This window comes from Streptomyces sp. NBC_01012 (assembly GCF_045162755.1).
Classification (GTDB): Bacteria; Actinomycetota; Actinomycetes; order Streptomycetales; family Streptomycetaceae; genus Streptomyces.
On record NZ_CP108688.1, the window covers coordinates 904,317 to 919,361 of the forward strand.

Here is a 15,045-nt window from a genome sequence, read left to right on the forward strand (position 1 = left end):
GTAACAGCTTCGGCCGGCACCGGCGCCGCCCGAACGGTGCGCGCACGCTGCCGCGCCGGTGGGCGACCACCAGGTGACGCTCAGGCGTTGCTGGTCGCCAGGATGCCGGTGCCGTAGTGCTTGGCGTACCCGTTCTCGACGCCCACGAGGATTTCGACGATCTCGAAGTAGTGGTCCCAGAACGGCGTCTCGCGCAGCGCCTCGATGACCAGCTGGAAAGCCTCGTGATCGCGCGCCTCCCAGACCCAGACGTCAGTAACGCGGGCCGTATAGAACTCGGTGTCGAAGTAGCGCCAACGTACATCCTCGGCCTTGCCCTTGATGGCGGGCAGAACGTTTTCCTGGAAGGCGGCGACGCGCTCCGGCACGGACAGATCCAACCAGGCGCGATTGGTCTTGAGGAGGATGAACGCCGTTACGGCGGGCTCGAAATCGGACATGGAAGGTCTCCTCGCAGGATGCTGGACGGTGGTCACAATGCGGCGCCGTGGGACCTCACACGGCTCTCCACAACCAGTTTCGATTCACTGTGTATCGAAACCGTAGAGGTATCGGTGCACGGTGTCTAGTTATTCGGCGAGCCAGGCGCGCGATGCCGTCCTGCACGCCGTCGACGACCTGCTGATCGAGGCCGGCTACGCGACCCTGACCATGAAGGGCATCGCCATGCGGGCGGGCGTCGGGCGGCAGACCGCGAGTGCCGTCCTGACTCGCATCGACCCGGCCCGGCCTGCCGACGATCAAGCAATCGCCCGGCTCACCGGACCGGTCTTCTTCTGGATCATGAGCGGGTGCGACCCGGCGCGGCTCGACACGCATGAGCTGGCACGAAGCTTCCTCAACGGCCCCGGATCCGAGAAACCCTGAAGGCAGAGCTCTGCACCACGTCGAACACCCCACCCACGCAGGATGAAAGGGCCACGGTGTGTCCGCGCCGACAGTGGAGGCGGCGAGAAACAGCGTCTTGCGCGAGCCGCCCTACGGATTCAGCTCCCGCACCCCCGTGCCATGGAGGTGGAGCGCCCACAGCAGTGCTCCGAGGGACGCGGTGTGCAGCACCGCGCGGACCGTGTTCCAGGTGGTCCAGCGGGCCTCGAACGCCTCACGCGCGTCCCGGAGACGGTCGGCGGCCGAGTCGAGCGGCACCTTGTCCAGCGTGTCGTTGAGCGGGACGTTCTGCGTACCGGTGACGAGGAACGCCGCCAGGTAGAGCGCCAGCGCCGCGATGATCCAGGGCAGGGCCCCCGGGCTGTGCCCCTTCGCGGCAAGGACGGCCGCCAGTACGAGCAGGGGCAGCGGAAGCAGGAACGGGGTGAGGAACCAACCGTTGATGATGGCCCGGTTGATGTGCTGCATGCTCTGGACGAAGGCCCGGTCGTCGCCACGGGACAGGCCCGGCATGACGGCGTACGAGAAGGCGCAGAACAGGCCGGCCATCAGTGCCGCGCCCAGGGCCGAGGCGAGGAGTGCCACGGTCTGCAGGGTTCTCATGGGTGCTCCGAATCCGGCGCTGTGGCCCGTCCGAGGAACAGGATGACGCCCCGTCGGGGCCGGTGATCCGCAACAGGCTCTCGCCTGCCGGGACTTCACGCAACAGCTTTGCTGCGCCCCACCCCGGCACCGGCCCCCTTTCGTCTCCTGGGGGCTGCCTCTCGCCTGTGGTGCCGCCGGGTATCGCGCAGTTGTTCGCCGCCAACGCTGTCGAGGTCAACGTCGATGCCCTCACGGGCAGCCTCGCGCAGCCGGTCGGTGATCGGTCCGTCGCGACGGTCGAAGTCCGCGTCGATGCCGAGCATTTCGGTCGGAGAGGCGACCTTGTCCCGTGATCCGGTGCTGCCGATCACCGGGCTGCTCCCTTGGACCGGGCGATCCGACCCCGCCATTCCGCCGGTCGTCCCGGCCGCGCCGGAAACGAGCGCGGTGTCCCCCGCTCCTCGCCCAGCGAGCACGGCCAACGATCATGGCGGGCCGCTCCTGCACCCGGCAGGATGGGTCCGTGCCGAAGAACCCGCCGGAAACGATGCAGCACCACCTGCGCCAGCGACTGAACCGCCACGCCCGCGCACGCTGGCCCCACGTGGACGCCGTCGCGGTCCGCTTCCGCGCGGGATTCGCCTACGTGGCCGCCGAGTTGTCCGGCCAGGAGAGTCTGCCCCTATGCCGCCTGCGCTTCACCGGCGGGCTGCACACCTGGGGCTTCGCCCTCTCTCCGGCCGGCAACGACAGCTACCGCGACACCATCCTGCCCAGCGGCCTGCCGGTCGGATCCCCGGAGGAAGCCCTCGACCGCGCAGGCGCGCTCCATCTCGACGCTCTCGCGTCGGCCATCCGGGTTCCGGCGGGACTTGTCGTCCTGGTCGGCCCGCCGGCCTCCGGCAAGACCAGCTTCGTTCGGGCGCTGATCGAGAGCGGGCAGATCGATGCGGAAACCGTGGTGTCCAGCGACGAGATCCGCGCGGAGCTCTTCGGCACCTCGCCTGCGGAAGCCGAATCCGACGCGGCGGACGCACGGATCTTCGAGGAACGTGACCGCAGGATCATCGCCCGGCTCGCCACCGACCGCAGCGCAGTCGCCGAGTCGACGAACGTCACCCCGCAGGCACGCGAACGGCTCATCGCCATCGCCGGCCACTTCAACGCGCCGGTGACCATGCTGCGATTCGACCCGGACGTCACCGACCTCCTCCAGCAGTACACCGAGCGAGGCCGCACCGACCTCACCGCCTCGGACGTCCGCGCCTACGCCGCGGCCATGGCCCAGGACGCCGGTGCCGACCAGCTCCGCTCCGAGGGCGCAACCACCGTTCACGATGTCCCCGGACGCCGCCAGGCGACCACGCCCGCCGAAGCCGCCGCGCACTTCTCCTTCGCCTCTTTCGTATCCTTCGCCTGACGACACAAAGGACCGACTCGTGAGCCCCGAGCCACCGTTGCCGTTCCAGCTCCTGCCCGGCGCCGCCGCATCGTCGGTGCTGCTGCATGTGCCGCACTCCTCCCGGGTCGTCCCGGAGCGGGTGCGCGACGGCATCGTGCTCGACGACGAGGCGCTCGAAGCCGAGCTCGACCACATCACGGACGCCCACACGGCCGCCCTGGCCGCCGGAGCGGTCGCGGCCTGTGCGGTGACCCCGTGGAGTTTCGTCAACGGGCTGTCACGGCTGGTCGTCGACCCCGAGCGGTTCCCCGACGAGCGGGAGGAGATGCTGGCCGCCGGCATGGGCGCGGTCTACACCCGCACGACGCACCGGGAGCGGCTCCGCCTGTCCGACGCGGATCCGGGACCGCTGCTGGACCGCTATTTCCACCCGTACGCCCGTGCGATGACCGAGGCCGTCGACGAGCGGCTCGCCGCCACGGGGCGCGTGGTCGTCATCGACGTCCACTCCTATCCGAGCACCGCGCTCCCGTACGAGCTGCACGGCACCGGTCCGCGTCCGCCGGTCTGTCTGGGCACCGACCGCCTCCACACTCCGCCCGGACTGGCGGCCCGGGCGGAGGCGGCGTTCGCAGGATTCGGCGGCACGGGGCTGAACAGCCCGTTCGCCGGTACGTATGTGCCGCTGAAGCATTACGGGAAGGACCCGCGGGTCGGCGCGCTGATGATCGAGATCCGGCGCGATCTGTACATGACCGAGCCGGGCGGCCCGGCAGGACCGGGGCTCGACGCGCTCGCATCGGCCCTGGCCACACTGGTGGACGGACTGGGTGAGGAGTGACGGGTGACCGGGGCCTCGGCTACCTCGGTCGGGCGTACGGCCGGGTCATGATCTCCATGTTGTGGCCGTCCGGATCCTCGAAGTAGGCCCCACGGCCGCCGAAGAGGCGGTTGATCAGGCCAGGTTCGGTGTGGTGGGGGTCGGCGTAGTAGGTCACGTCGAGTGCCTGGAGCCGGGCGATCATGGTGTCGAACTGTGCGTCGGGGACGAGGAAGGCGTAGTGCTGCGGCTGCACCGGCTCGCCCCGCTGCTCGTAGTAGTCGAGTGTCACGCCGTTCCCCAGGTCGACGGGCAGGAACGGGCCGAACGGGGCGCCGACCTCCAGGCCCAGGACCGTGGCGATGAACTCGGCCGACAGACCCCGGTCGGCGGCGAGCACGGCGTGGTGGTCCAACTGGACGACATCGACGCCCTGTTGGTCTCCGTGGGTCTCCTGCTGTGGTGTGTGAGGCATGTTCTGCTACGTCTCCATGTCGTGGATTCCGCTGGGAAAGCCCGCGCCGCGTTCGGGCGCGGGGCAGGAGGGCTTCACGACAGGGCGGCGGGGCTCGTGCCCGCCACGCGCTCACGCAGGGGCCGGGCTACTCTCTCGAACATGGCCCATGGCCGACCCGGCAGTCACGGGCCTGACCCTAACGGCTCGGGGGATTCCACCGCAACGGAGCCGCAACGGAGCCGCGACAGGGCCGCGACAGCGCCGGCGCGAGCTCGTGTCAGAAGAAGACGCCGCACCTCAGCAGCACGTTCGCGTACGGTCTGGCCTCCCCCGTCCGTACCACCAGGCGGGCGGACGCGGTGAGTGCCTTCAGTCGGTCGTGGGGCACGTGCGTCAGCTCCGGGAGGCGGGCGGTCAGGAGACGGGCGGCCTCCGGGTTGCCCTCCCGGATCTCCTCGGCCGCCGTCGCGCCCTCCACGACCAGCTCGTCCAGCAGGCCGTCAAGGACCTCGGCGAACGACGGGACGCCCGCGCGGAAGGCCAGGTCGACCACGCGGGGGCCCGATGGGATGGGCATGCCCACGTCGCATATCAGGACGCCGTCGCCGTGGCCGAGTTCGGCGACGGCTCCCGCGAGATGGCGGTTCAGAATGCCTGACCTCTTCACAACGTCCCCTTCACAGTGACCTCTTCACGAGAACGCCGTCCACAGCGCGGCGACCTCTTCACGACCACCCGCGCACGGCAACCGCCTCTTCGCGACGCACCCTTCACAGCGCGGCGACCTCTTCCGCGGTCGGGAAGGACGCCTGCGCGCCCTCCCTGGTGACGGCAGCGGCCCCCACCCGTACGGCGAACGCGGCGGCCTCGGCGAGCGCGTCGCCCAGGCCGAGCCGCCAGGCCAGCGCCGCGGTGAAGGCGTCGCCCGCGCCCGTCGTGTCCACGGCGTCGACCCGGGGGCTCGGTACCCGTACGGGGTCGCCCTCATGGGAGTCGGAGACCAGCGCGCCCTCCGCGCCCAGGGTGATCACCACGGAGCGCGGGCCGAGGGCGGTGAGCCCCCGCGCCCAGGACTCCGGGGTGCTGCCCGCGCTCTCCCCCAGGATGTAGCGCGCCTCGTGCTCGTTGACCACCAGCGGGTCGCAGGCGGCCAGCACTTCGTCGGGCAGAGGCGCGGGCGGGGAGGGGTTGAGGACCAGGCGCGAGCCGGGGCCGAGCGAGCGGGCCGTCTCCGTGACGGTGGCCGGGGGGATCTCCAGCTGCACGGAGACCACGGCTGCCGACGCGAGAAGGGGCCGCGCGGCCCTGATGTCCTCGGGGGTGAGGCGGGCGTTGGCGCCCGGGGAGACGACGATGCTGTTGTCGCCCGAGGGGTCGACGGTGATGAGCGCGACCCCGGTGGGCGCCCCTCCGACGAGTACGCCGCTCGTGTCGACGCCCGCCTCCTGCTGCGAGGCGCGCAGCAGCAGCCCGTGGGCGTCGTCGCCGACCCGCGCCAGGAGCGCCGTACGGGCACCGAGGCGGGCGGCGGCGACCGCCTGGTTGGCGCCCTTGCCGCCGGGGTGGACGACGAGGTCCGAGCCGAGCACCGTCTCCCCCGGACCGGGGCGGCGGTCGACGCCGACGACGAGGTCGGCGTTGGCCGAGCCGACGACCAGCAGTTCGTGCCGGAAGGGCGAGGCGGGCCCGGGGGCATCGGTTCCGTGCATCTGAGCGGTACCTTCCGTGATCAGGAGAAGTCGGCGACGTTCTGCCGGGTGACGACCTTGACGGGCACCTTGACCATGCTGTCGATCTTCTTGCCGTCGGCCGCCTTGATGGCGTTCCGTACGGCGATCTTCCCCAGTTCGCCGGGCTGCTGCGCGACCGACGCGTACAGAGTGCCCGCCTCGACCGCCGTCAGGCCGTCGGGGGTCCCGTCGAAGCCGACGACCGGGACGGACTTTCCGGCCTTGCTGCCCAGTGCCTTGACCGCGCCGAGTGCCATCTCGTCGTTCTCGGCGAAGACGCCGTTGATGCCGGGGTGGGACTGGAGGAGGTTCGTCATGACGTCCAGGCCCTTGGTGCGGTCGAAGTCGGCCGGCTGGGTCGCCACGATCTTGATGTCCGGGTACGCCTTGATGCCGGCGGCGAAGCCCGCACCGCGCTCGCGGCTGGCGGAGGTGCCCGCGGTGCCCTGGAGGACGATGATGCTGCCCTTGCCGCCGAGCCGGTCCGCGAGTGTCTTCGCCGCGAGCTTGCCGCCCGCCACGTTGTCCGAGGCGACGAGGGTCTCGGTCTCGGCCTTGTTGACGTCCCGGTCAGCGGCGACGACGGGGATGCCGGCCTTGTTGGCGCCACGGACGCCGGGGCCGATCGCGTCGGAGTCCACCGGGTTGACGATGACGGAGTCCACTCCTGAACTGGTGAAGTTCTCCAGCTGGTTGGCCTGTTGCGAGGCGTCGTCCTGGGCGTCGGTGACGGTGAGGTCGACCCCGGCCGCCTTCGCCTCCTTCTGGGCGCCCTCCTTCATCTGGACGAAGAAGGGGTTGTTCAGGGTGGAGAGCGACATGCCCACCTTGGTGGTGGTGCTGGATGAGCCGGACTTGAAGAAGGTCACAGCGGCGATGACGGCCGCCAGGCAGATCACCGCGATGCCGACCTGTATCGCGCCCTTTCGGCCCTTCCCCGGTGATCCCGGCGCCGCTGAGGCGCCACCGGCGGACGCGCCGCCGGATCCCGCCTTGCGGCGCAGTGTGTCCAGCAGCACCGCGAGTGCGATGACGACGCCGATGACCACCTGCTGCCAGAAGGCGGACACCGACAGGAGGTTGAGGCCGTTGCGCAGCACGGCGAGGATCAGTGCGCCGATCAGGGTGCCTGACGCCTTGCCGACGCCGCCGGCGAGGCTGGCGCCGCCGATGACGACGGCGGCGATGGCGTCGAGTTCGTACCCCTGTGCGGCCTGCGGCTGCGCGGAGACCAGACGGGAGGCGAGGACGATGCCGGCGACGGCTGCGAAGAGGCCGGACAGGGCGTAGATGGCGAGCTTCTGCTTCTTGACGCGCAGCCCGGAGAGCCGGGCGGCCTCCTCGTTGCCGCCGATGGCGTACATGGAGCGGCCGATGTAGGTGCGGGCCAGGATGAGTGCGGCTATCAGGCCCATCGCGATCATGACGAGCACGGGGACGGGGAGCCAGCCGCCGAGTGTGTCTCCGAGTACGGAGATGGAGTCGGGGAAGGCGATCGGCTTGCCCTGCGAGATGACCAGGGCGAGGCCGCGGGCCACCGACAGCATGGCCAGCGTCGCGATGAACGAGGGCAGCTTGCCGTACGCGACGAGGGCGCCGCTGACGAAGCCGCAGGCGATGCCGGTGGCCACGGCGATGATGACCGCCAGCCAGACGGGAACGCCCGCGGACGTCGCCGACCAGGCGAGTACGGTCGCCGAGAGCGCTGCGACGGAGCCGACGGACAGGTCGATGCCGGCCGAGACGATGACGAAGGTGACACCGAACGCGAGGATCGCGGTCACGGCGGCCTGGACACCGACGTTCAGCAGGTTCTGGGTGGTGAGGAAGTCGCCGGAGAGCAGCGACATCGCCACCAGGAGGACGACGAGTGCGCTGAGGGCGCCGTTGTCGAGCAGGAGGCGGCGGAGGGTGTGTCCGGCGCCGCCCGCGCCCGCCTTGCTCGGGTGCGTGTCAGTGGCCACGGGGGCCCTCCTCTGCGTTCTCGGTGGGTGTGGTGCTGGGTGCGGCGCTGACGGCGAGTGCCATCACGGCGTCCTGGGTGGCTTCGTCGGCGGGGAGTTCACCGGCGATACGGCCCTGGGCCATGACCAGGACCCGGTCGCTCATGCCGAGGACCTCGGGCAGGTCGCTGGAGATCATCAGGACGGCGTGCCCCGAGGCCGTCAGCTCGTTGATGAGCTGGTAGATCTCGACCTTGGCGCCGACGTCGATGCCGCGTGTCGGCTCGTCGAGGATCAGCACCCGGGTGTCGGCCAGGAGCCATTTGCCGATGACGACCTTCTGCTGGTTGCCGCCGGACAGGGTGCGCACCTGCTGGCCGAGGCCCGCCATCCGTACGCCGAGCTGTTCGGCGATACGGGCGGCGGCGGTGCGCTGCGCCTTGACGTCGACGAGTCCTGAACGGGTGGCCGAGCGGAGGGTGACCAGGCCGAGGTTCTCCTGGACGGAGGCGTCGAGCACAAGGCCTTGGCCCTTGCGGTCCTCGGGGACCAGCCCGATCCCGGCGCCCATGGCTGCGGTCACGTCGTGCTTGCCCAGCCGCTCGCCGCGTACTTCGACGGTCCCGGCGTCGTAGGGGTCGGCGCCGAAGACCGCGCGGGCGACCTCGGTGCGGCCCGCTCCGACGAGTCCGGCGAGGCCGACGACCTCGCCGGCCCGCACCTCGAAGCTGATGTCGTGGAACACCCCGTCGCGGGTGAGCCCGCTGACGGAGAGCAACGCCGCTCCCGCGCCGGGACGTTCACGCGGGTACTGCTGGTCGATGCTGCGTCCCACCATGAGCTGGACGAGTTCCGCCTCGGGTGTCGTGGCGGGCACCTGGTCGACACTGCGGCCGTCGCGCAGGACGGTGACCCGGTCGCCGAGGGCCGCGATCTCGTCGAGGTGGTGGGTGATGAAGACGACGCCGACACCGTCGGCGCGCAGCTGCCGCACGATCCCGAAGAGCTTGTCGACCTCCTCGGAGGTGAGGACCGCTGTGGGCTCGTCCATGATGAGGACGCGGGCGTCCAGGCTGAGCGCCTTGGCGATCTCGACCATCTGCAGCCGGGCGATGCCCAGTTCGCGGACTCTGGCCCGCGCCGAGATGTGCAGGCCGACCCGGCGCAGCAGCACCTCGGCGTCGGCCTCCATGCGACGGCGGTCGATCATGCCGAAGCGGCGGGGCTGGCGGCCGAGGAAGATGTTCTCGGCGACCGTCAGATCGGGTACCAGGTTGAACTCCTGGTGGATCGTGGCGATTCCGAGCTTCTCCGCGTCCTGCGCGCCGTGGATGCGTACCTCCTGGCCGCCGGCGAGGATCCGCCCGGCGTCCGGGCGGTAGGCGCCGGAGAGCATCTTGATGAGGGTGCTCTTGCCCGCGCCGTTCTCACCGAGCAGGACGTGCACTTCTCCGCTGCGGAGGTCGAAGTCGGCACTGTCCAGAGCGACGACACCGGGGAAGGTCTTGCGTACGCCTTCGACGCGCAGCAACTCGACTTGTTCGCTCACTCGTTGCTCCCGGGGGTGGGGGTGCGCTCGCCGCAGGAGCTGCGTACGACGAGGCGGGCGGGCAGGGTGACGGACTGCGGGGGGCGGCCCTCGACGATGTCGACCAGCGCGCGTACGGCGGCTCGGCCGAGGTCTCCCGTGGGCTGGGCGATGGCGGTGATCGGCGGGCTGGTGTGGACGAACCACGGGATGTCGTCGAAGGCCGCGATCCCGATGTCCTCGGGGACGCGCAGGCCGTGTGCGCGGATGGCGTCCAGGGCGCCGAGCGCCATGAGGTTGTCGGCGGCGAACACGACCTCGGGCGGCTCGGGCAGGGACAGGAAGCGCTCGGTGGCACGCCGGCCGCTGTCGGCCTGGAAGTCGCCCTGTCCGATGTACGCGTCGGGCAGCGCGAGCCCGTGTACCCGCATCGCTTCCCGGAAGGCCTCGACGCGTTCGTTTCCTGTGGTGGTGGCGGCCGGGCCCGCGATGATGGCGAGCCTGCGGTGGCCGAGAGCGTGGAGATGGGCGACCAGGTCCTGGATGGCCCGGTGGCCGTCCGCGCGTACGACGGGGATGTCGACGCCGGGGATCCAGCGGTCGACGAAGACCATCGGGGTGCCGGTGCGTGCGACGTCCAGCAGCAGCGGGGACTCGCCGTCGGCGGGCGAGACCAGGAGCCCGTCGATCCTGCGGTCGAGGAGCGTACGCACGTGGTGGTCCTGCTGTTCGAGCCGTTCGTCGGCGTTGCCGATGATCACGCTGTAGCCGAGACCGCGCGCCTCCTCCTCCACGGAGCGGGCCAGCGCGGTGAAGTACGGGTTGAGCACGTCGCTGATGACGAGGCCGAGCGTGCGGGTCTGGTCGGTGCGCAGCGAGCGGGCCACGGCGTTGGGCCGGTAGCCGAGGGCGTCCACAGCGGCGAGTACGCGTCCCCGGGCGTCCGGGCTGACGGAGGGGTGGCTGTTGAGGACGCGGGAGACCGTGGCGACAGAGACTCCTGCCTGGGCCGCGACATCCTTGATGCTCGCCATTTCCGGGACCACCTCCTTGTGGTTTCCGTGTGCCTCGAAACCAACCGGCCGAGACCGTGGAATCGATTACATGGCTGATTGGAATCGATTACACGACGGAAAACAAGCCCTTCGCCGGAGTCCGAGACGGGATCGTGATCCGTGATCCGGGTGGAGCACCCGGTCCGCCGGGAGCCCCCGGAACGCAGAAATGACCGGCGAGCATCAAGGCTCGACCGGTCATTCCTTCGCGAGTGTCCGAGGGGGGACTTGAACCCCCACGCCCGATAAAGGGCACTAGCACCTCAAGCTAGCGCGTCTGCCATTCCGCCACCCGGACAAGGTGTCTGTCGTCCCGGGGTGCTCCCCGTGGCGACAAAGAAAACAATACCAGGGGTTCGGGGTGCCCCTCACCTGCGTTTCCGGTGGTCAGTTGCTCCGGCCCGTGCGCTCCGCCGCTTCCGCGGAGCGCACGGGCCGGAACGGTCCACGGGTTACAGATAGCCGTCCCAGATGAACCTGGCCCGGCTGTCACCGCCGGGCGCGTCGTCGTCGAGGTGGCCGGTGATCTCGTACCAGATGTTCCCCGCGGAGTTGATGCACTCGTAGTACTTGTGGACCGTCTTGCCCTTGGCGATGTAGCCGGTGACGGTGGAACTCGCAGAGGCGCCCGTGTGCACCGGGGTGCGCGCGTTCGTCACTCCGGCCCTTCCGTCCCCCTTACAGGTGAGAGTTCCCTGCGTGCTCGTCCCACCTGCGGGTGCAGCCGTGGCCGACGGGGCTGCGGTGAGGGCGGCCGAGGCGATCAGGACAGGAAGGGCGATCGCCGACCACACCTTGGTCCTCTTCAAGAGGTGTCCTCCTTGACTCCGTGAATCGATGTACTTGTGTACGGCGCGCCCCTGGACGTCAGTGACGCGCACCAAGATCGTACGAGCGTTCACCGGCCGTCGACAGCGAATTGCTGATCCTGTAACTGTCAGTCCCCGCAGCGGCTCTCGCGGAGCGAGTGCAGGTGCTCGCTGGACTTGCGGGCGAAGGCGTACGACTCGTCCGGGTTGTCGTGCTCGACCTGCCAGTGGTGGTAGGTACGGCCACGGTCGGTGCGGGCGGTGACCCGGCTCAGGAAGTTCTTGTAGTCGATGTCCCCGTCGCCGACGTCCGTCATGTCGTAGCCGTCCACGGCGGAGTCGTTGCGGGTGCCGTCCTTGATGTGGAAGAGCGGGTAACGGTCGGGCTGCTTGAGTATGTAGTCGATGGGGTTGAAGGGCGCGGGGGTGCCGTCCACCCGCTTGCCGAAGCGGAACTGGCCGCAGAACGCCCAGTAGATGTCCATCTCCAGATAGACCAGGTCGGGGTCGGTCTCGGCGAGCAGGACGTCGTAGAGGCGGACCTTGGGCTTGTCCGTGGCGAAGGAGAACTCCTCCGCGTGGTTGTGCTGGTAGAACTTCATGCCGCGCTCGCGGGCGGCGGCGCCGTAGGTGTTGAAGTCCTCGGCCGCGCGCTTCCAGCCGTCGACCGTGTCGCCGTAGCGGAACGGACCGGACGCGGTGCCGATGTGCTTGAGGCCGAGTGCCTCGGCGTCGTCGAGTACCTGGGTGAGGTTCTGGGCGAAGGAGTAGGCGCCGGGGTTGTTGTCGTCGTAGTAGTTGACGTGGCTGCCTATGGGGTGGAGGCCGTGGTCCTTCGCCAGCCGCCTGAGCTGGGCGAGGGTGATGTCGCCGCCCGCGCCCTGGGTGTATCCGGCGAACTCGATCTCGTCGTAGCCGTACTTCTCCAGTTCGGCGAAGACGGGCGCGAAGCCGACGGATGCGACCTTGTCACGGAGGCTGTACAGCTGGACGCCGAGGCGGCCGGGGGGCAGGACCGGACGGCCCTTGCCGTGGCCGTGGCCGTGTCCATGGCCGTGTCCGTGTCCGTGGTCCTGTGCGTGGCCGGCAGCCGGACCGGACGCCTGGGCGGCGGCCCCGCTGAGGAGGGTCGCTGCCGTGGCTCCTGCGGCGACGCCCAGGACGTTGCGGCGGCTCAGTCTGCGCGCGAGTTCGAGGTCCTTCGGGGTGCGGCTCATGATCACAAATCTCCCTGTGAACGTGCGGGCGGGACGGATTGTCAGTGCAGTCCGGCAAGCTTGAGAAGCAAGGACTTCACTTCGGTGGCCTGGACTCGGCCGGTGAACGCGTGGGGGGTGGAGCAGAGGATGAGCGGACCTTCGTCGTCGCTCTCGGGAAGGCGGCCGTGGCTGCCTCGAATAGGTGTGGGATCCAGCGGGACGACCGCCATGCGGTAGCGCATCCCGAGCTTCTTGCGGGCGACCGCCGATGCGGCCTTGACCCGGACATAGGGGTCCTGGGGGTCCATGAAGAGCTCCACCGGGTCGTAGCCCGGTTTGCGGTGGATCTCGACGAGCTGCGCGAAGTCGGGCGCGTGGTCGTCGTCGAGCCAGTAGTAGTACGTGAACCAGGCGTCCTTCTCCGCGACGGCGACGAGCTCACCGGAGCGTGGATGGTCCAGGTGGTGGGCCTTCTTGCCCTCGTCGTCGAGGAGTTCGGCGATGCCGGGGAGGTCGGCGAGTGCCTCCCGGGTCGCGTCGAGGTCCTCGGGGCGGCGGACGTAGACGTGGGCGAGCTGGTGGTCGGCGACCGCGAAGGCCCGGGAGGCCATGGTGTCGAGGTACTCCATGCCGTCCTGGGTGTGGACCTCCAGGAGCCCGGCGCGGCGCAGGGCGCGGTTGATGTCCACGTGCCGGTCGACGCGGGTGATGCCGTACTCCGACAGGGCGACGACGGTGCGGCCTTCGGCCCTGGCGTCGTCGAGCAGGGGCGCCATGGCGCGGTCGAGTTCGGCCGCCGCCCGGTGGGAGCGGGGGTCGTCGGGACCGTAGCGCTGGAGGTCGTAGTCGAGGTGCGGGAGGTAGCAGAGTGCCAGGTCGGGGCTTCGGGTGGTGAGGATGTGCCGGGTGGCGTCGATGATCCACTGCGAGGAGACGAGGTCGGCTCCGGGACCCCAGAAGTGGAAGAGGGGGAAGGTGCCGAGCTTCTCGGTCAGTTCGTCGTGCAGTGCAGGGGGCCTGGTGTAGCAGTCGGGTTCCTTGCGGCCGTCGGCGTAGTACACGGGGCGGGGGGTGACGGTCCAGTCGGTGTCGGCGCCCATCGCGTACCACCAGCAGATGTTGGCGACGGTGTAGCCGGGGTGGGCGCGCCGGGCGGCGTCCCAGAGCTTGTCGCCGGCGACAAGCCCGTTGTGCTGGCGCCACAGGAGGACGTCGCCGAGCTCGCGGAAGTACCAGCCGTTGGCGACGATGCCGTGTTCGGAGGGGGTGGTGCCGGTGAGGAAGGTGGACTGGGCGGCGCAGGTGACGGCGGGCAGGACGGTGCTGAGGGGAGCTTGTGCGCCGGTGCCGGCCAGGGCCCGCAGACGGGGCATGTGCCGCAGCAGCTGGGGGGTGAGGCCGACGACGTCGAGGACGAGGAGCGGGGTGGGGCGCTCGCCGGTGGCGGGGGCGGTCATGGCAGCTCCTTGAGTCCGAGGTCGACGAGGAGGTCGCGGGCCAGGGTGAGTTCGGCGGCGATGCCGTCGGCGAGCTGGGGTCGGGTGCGCGGCCGCAGCGCGTCGGGAAGCGCCTGCCAGGTGTACGTCTCGACTTCGAGGTGCCGGGTGAGGGGCACGGGTCCGCCGACGAGCCGGTTCAGCGCGGCCTGGAGTACGGGGAGTGTGGAGGTCAGAGGGGGTGCGGGAGGCGCGTGGAGGGGGACGTGGAAGTGGGAGCGCCAGGGCGTGCCGTCGGGGAGCACCCCGCCGGACACCGCCTCGTCGAGGTCGTCGGTGCCGCGCAGGCCGGCCGTGGTGAGGGTGCGTGTCTGGTGCAGGAAGCGGGGTTCGGCGAAGGCGCCGAGGGCGGCGCGCACCTCGGGCAGGTGCGGGTTCTCGGCGTGCAGCGCCGCGGAGAGCTGGGCCTTGGCGACGCGGATACCGGCCGTGCCGAGGGCGTCGAGCGCGGTGTCCGGGTCCTCGAAGGAGGTGGCGAGGTGGCAGGTGTCGACGCAGACGCCGATGCGGTCGTGACCCACGGCGGTGAGGGGTCCGATGGCGTCGGCGGTGGTCTCCACGGTGCAGCCCGGTTCGGGTTCGAGGCCGATCCTGATGGACTTCCCGGTGAGTTCGGCGAGGGCGTCGAGCCGCTGGCCGAGTGTGACGAGTGCCTTGCGCGCGGTGTCCGCGGCTGTGGGGTCGCCCGTGTACGGGGTGCGCCAGGCGATCGGCAGGGTGGAGACGGTGCCTTCGGCGACGTCGTCGGGGAGCAGGGCGGCGAGCAGCCTGGCCAGGTCGGTGGTGTGGGCGAGCCGCTCGGGGTCGGTCCAGTCCGGGGTGTAGACGCGGTACTTGACCTCCTGGGCCCCGAAGCCCTCGTAGGGGAAGCCGTTGAGTGTGACCACTTCGAGGCCACGGCGTTCGAGCTCGCCGCGCAGCGAGCGCAGTGCGGCGGGGTCGTTGATCAGGGCGCGGGCGGCGTCCCTGGCGAGCCAGAGTCCGATGCCGAGGCGGTCACGGCCGAGCCGTCTGCGTACGGGCTCGCAGTGGTCGCGCAGCTGGGCGCGGACCCCTTCGAGTGTCTCGGCGGGGTGCACGTTGGTGCAGTAGGCGAGGTGGACGGTGGACCCGTCGGGGTGGCGGAAGCGCAT

16 protein-coding genes and 1 tRNA gene are annotated in these 15,045 nt (G+C 70.2%); 3 read left to right on the forward strand and 14 right to left on the reverse strand.

Annotation, left to right across the window (positions count from 1 at the left end; all coding sequences use genetic code 11):
• Positions 1-80: 80 nt before the first annotated feature.
• Entirely contained in the window at positions 81-440 is a 360-nt protein-coding gene (locus tag OG623_RS04010) for a darcynin family protein (RefSeq protein ID WP_406144326.1), read from the reverse strand.
• Between the two features lie 121 nt (positions 441-561).
• Between OG623_RS04010 and OG623_RS04015 the strand changes: the two genes are divergently transcribed.
• Positions 562-867, forward strand: a complete 306-nt coding sequence (locus OG623_RS04015) for a hypothetical protein (protein WP_406144327.1) — start codon at positions 562-564, stop codon at positions 865-867.
• Positions 868-978: 111 nt separating this feature from the next.
• Here the strand turns inward: OG623_RS04015 and OG623_RS04020 are convergent, their stop codons facing one another.
• Positions 979-1,491, reverse strand: a complete 513-nt coding sequence (locus OG623_RS04020; RefSeq protein WP_406144329.1) for a DUF1772 domain-containing protein — start codon at positions 1,489-1,491, stop codon at positions 979-981.
• A gap of 95 nt (positions 1,492-1,586) precedes the next feature.
• Complete coding sequence (locus OG623_RS04025) at positions 1,587-1,844, reverse strand: hypothetical protein (RefSeq protein ID WP_406144331.1); 258 nt, start codon at positions 1,842-1,844, stop codon at positions 1,587-1,589.
• A 152-nt stretch (positions 1,845-1,996) separates the two neighbouring features.
• Between OG623_RS04025 and OG623_RS04030 the strand changes: the two genes are divergently transcribed.
• Both OG623_RS04030 and OG623_RS04035 read left to right on the forward strand, forming a co-directional pair.
• Positions 1,997-2,893, forward strand: coding sequence for an AAA family ATPase (locus OG623_RS04030; protein WP_406144332.1), 897 nt, complete (start codon positions 1,997-1,999; stop codon positions 2,891-2,893).
• A gap of 19 nt (positions 2,894-2,912) precedes the next feature.
• Complete coding sequence (locus OG623_RS04035) at positions 2,913-3,716, forward strand: N-formylglutamate amidohydrolase (RefSeq protein ID WP_406144334.1); 804 nt, start codon at positions 2,913-2,915, stop codon at positions 3,714-3,716.
• A 19-nt stretch (positions 3,717-3,735) separates the two neighbouring features.
• Here the strand turns inward: OG623_RS04035 and OG623_RS04040 are convergent, their stop codons facing one another.
• The 11 genes from OG623_RS04040 to eboE form a co-directional block, all read right to left on the reverse strand.
• Positions 3,736-4,170 (reverse strand): VOC family protein, encoded by a 435-nt coding sequence (locus OG623_RS04040; protein WP_406144336.1) that lies wholly within the window; start codon positions 4,168-4,170, stop codon positions 3,736-3,738.
• A 259-nt stretch (positions 4,171-4,429) separates the two neighbouring features.
• Positions 4,430-4,819, reverse strand: coding sequence for a D-ribose pyranase (gene rbsD / locus OG623_RS04045; RefSeq protein ID WP_406144338.1), 390 nt, complete (start codon positions 4,817-4,819; stop codon positions 4,430-4,432).
• 103 nt (positions 4,820-4,922) lie between these two features.
• Positions 4,923-5,861 (reverse strand): ribokinase, encoded by a 939-nt coding sequence (locus OG623_RS04050; RefSeq protein ID WP_406144339.1) that lies wholly within the window; start codon positions 5,859-5,861, stop codon positions 4,923-4,925.
• A 20-nt stretch (positions 5,862-5,881) separates the two neighbouring features.
• Positions 5,882-7,846 (reverse strand): substrate-binding domain-containing protein, encoded by a 1,965-nt coding sequence (locus OG623_RS04055; RefSeq protein WP_406144340.1) that lies wholly within the window; start codon positions 7,844-7,846, stop codon positions 5,882-5,884.
• A complete protein-coding gene (locus tag OG623_RS04060; protein WP_406144342.1) occupies positions 7,836-9,374 on the reverse strand; it encodes a sugar ABC transporter ATP-binding protein in 1,539 nt (512 codons plus the stop codon). Before OG623_RS04060 ends, OG623_RS04055 begins: the two co-directional genes overlap by 11 nt.
• Positions 9,371-10,387 (reverse strand): LacI family DNA-binding transcriptional regulator, encoded by a 1,017-nt coding sequence (locus tag OG623_RS04065; RefSeq protein ID WP_406144343.1) that lies wholly within the window; start codon positions 10,385-10,387, stop codon positions 9,371-9,373. Before OG623_RS04065 ends, OG623_RS04060 begins: the two co-directional genes overlap by 4 nt.
• Before the next feature lie 234 nt (positions 10,388-10,621).
• A tRNA-Leu gene (locus OG623_RS04070) sits at positions 10,622-10,706 on the reverse strand.
• A 154-nt stretch (positions 10,707-10,860) separates the two neighbouring features.
• Positions 10,861-11,217: an SH3 domain-containing protein gene (locus OG623_RS04075; protein ID WP_406144345.1), complete on the reverse strand. Its 357-nt coding sequence runs from the start codon at positions 11,215-11,217 to the stop codon at positions 10,861-10,863.
• A gap of 128 nt (positions 11,218-11,345) precedes the next feature.
• Positions 11,346-12,434 (reverse strand): sugar phosphate isomerase/epimerase family protein, encoded by a 1,089-nt coding sequence (locus OG623_RS04080; RefSeq protein ID WP_406144346.1) that lies wholly within the window; start codon positions 12,432-12,434, stop codon positions 11,346-11,348.
• A 41-nt stretch (positions 12,435-12,475) separates the two neighbouring features.
• Positions 12,476-13,873 (reverse strand): alkaline phosphatase family protein, encoded by a 1,398-nt coding sequence (locus OG623_RS04085; protein WP_406144348.1) that lies wholly within the window; start codon positions 13,871-13,873, stop codon positions 12,476-12,478.
• On the reverse strand, positions 13,870-15,045 hold the full coding sequence (eboE, locus tag OG623_RS04090) for a metabolite traffic protein EboE (protein ID WP_406144350.1): 1,176 nt from the start codon (positions 15,043-15,045) through the stop codon (positions 13,870-13,872). Before eboE ends, OG623_RS04085 begins: the two co-directional genes overlap by 4 nt.

Excerpts from the sequence above, each read along its gene's own strand:
- OG623_RS04085 (WP_406144348.1), bottom strand. The coding sequence starts at position 13,873 with ATGACCGCCCCCGCCACCGGCGAGCGCCCCACCCCGCTCCTCGTCCTC.
- OG623_RS04010 (WP_406144326.1), bottom strand. The coding sequence starts at position 440 with ATGTCCGATTTCGAGCCCGCCGTAACGGCGTTCATCCTCCTCAAGACC.
- OG623_RS04080 (WP_406144346.1), bottom strand. The coding sequence starts at position 12,434 with ATGAGCCGCACCCCGAAGGACCTCGAACTCGCGCGCAGACTGAGCCGC.
- OG623_RS04050 (WP_406144339.1), bottom strand. The coding sequence starts at position 5,861 with ATGCACGGAACCGATGCCCCCGGGCCCGCCTCGCCCTTCCGGCACGAA.
- OG623_RS04040 (WP_406144336.1), bottom strand. The coding sequence starts at position 4,170 with ATGCCTCACACACCACAGCAGGAGACCCACGGAGACCAACAGGGCGTC.
- OG623_RS04020 (WP_406144329.1), bottom strand. The coding sequence starts at position 1,491 with ATGAGAACCCTGCAGACCGTGGCACTCCTCGCCTCGGCCCTGGGCGCG.
- eboE (WP_406144350.1), bottom strand. The coding sequence starts at position 15,045 with ATGCGCTTCCGCCACCCCGACGGGTCCACCGTCCACCTCGCCTACTGC.
- OG623_RS04065 (WP_406144343.1), bottom strand. The coding sequence starts at position 10,387 with ATGGCGAGCATCAAGGATGTCGCGGCCCAGGCAGGAGTCTCTGTCGCC.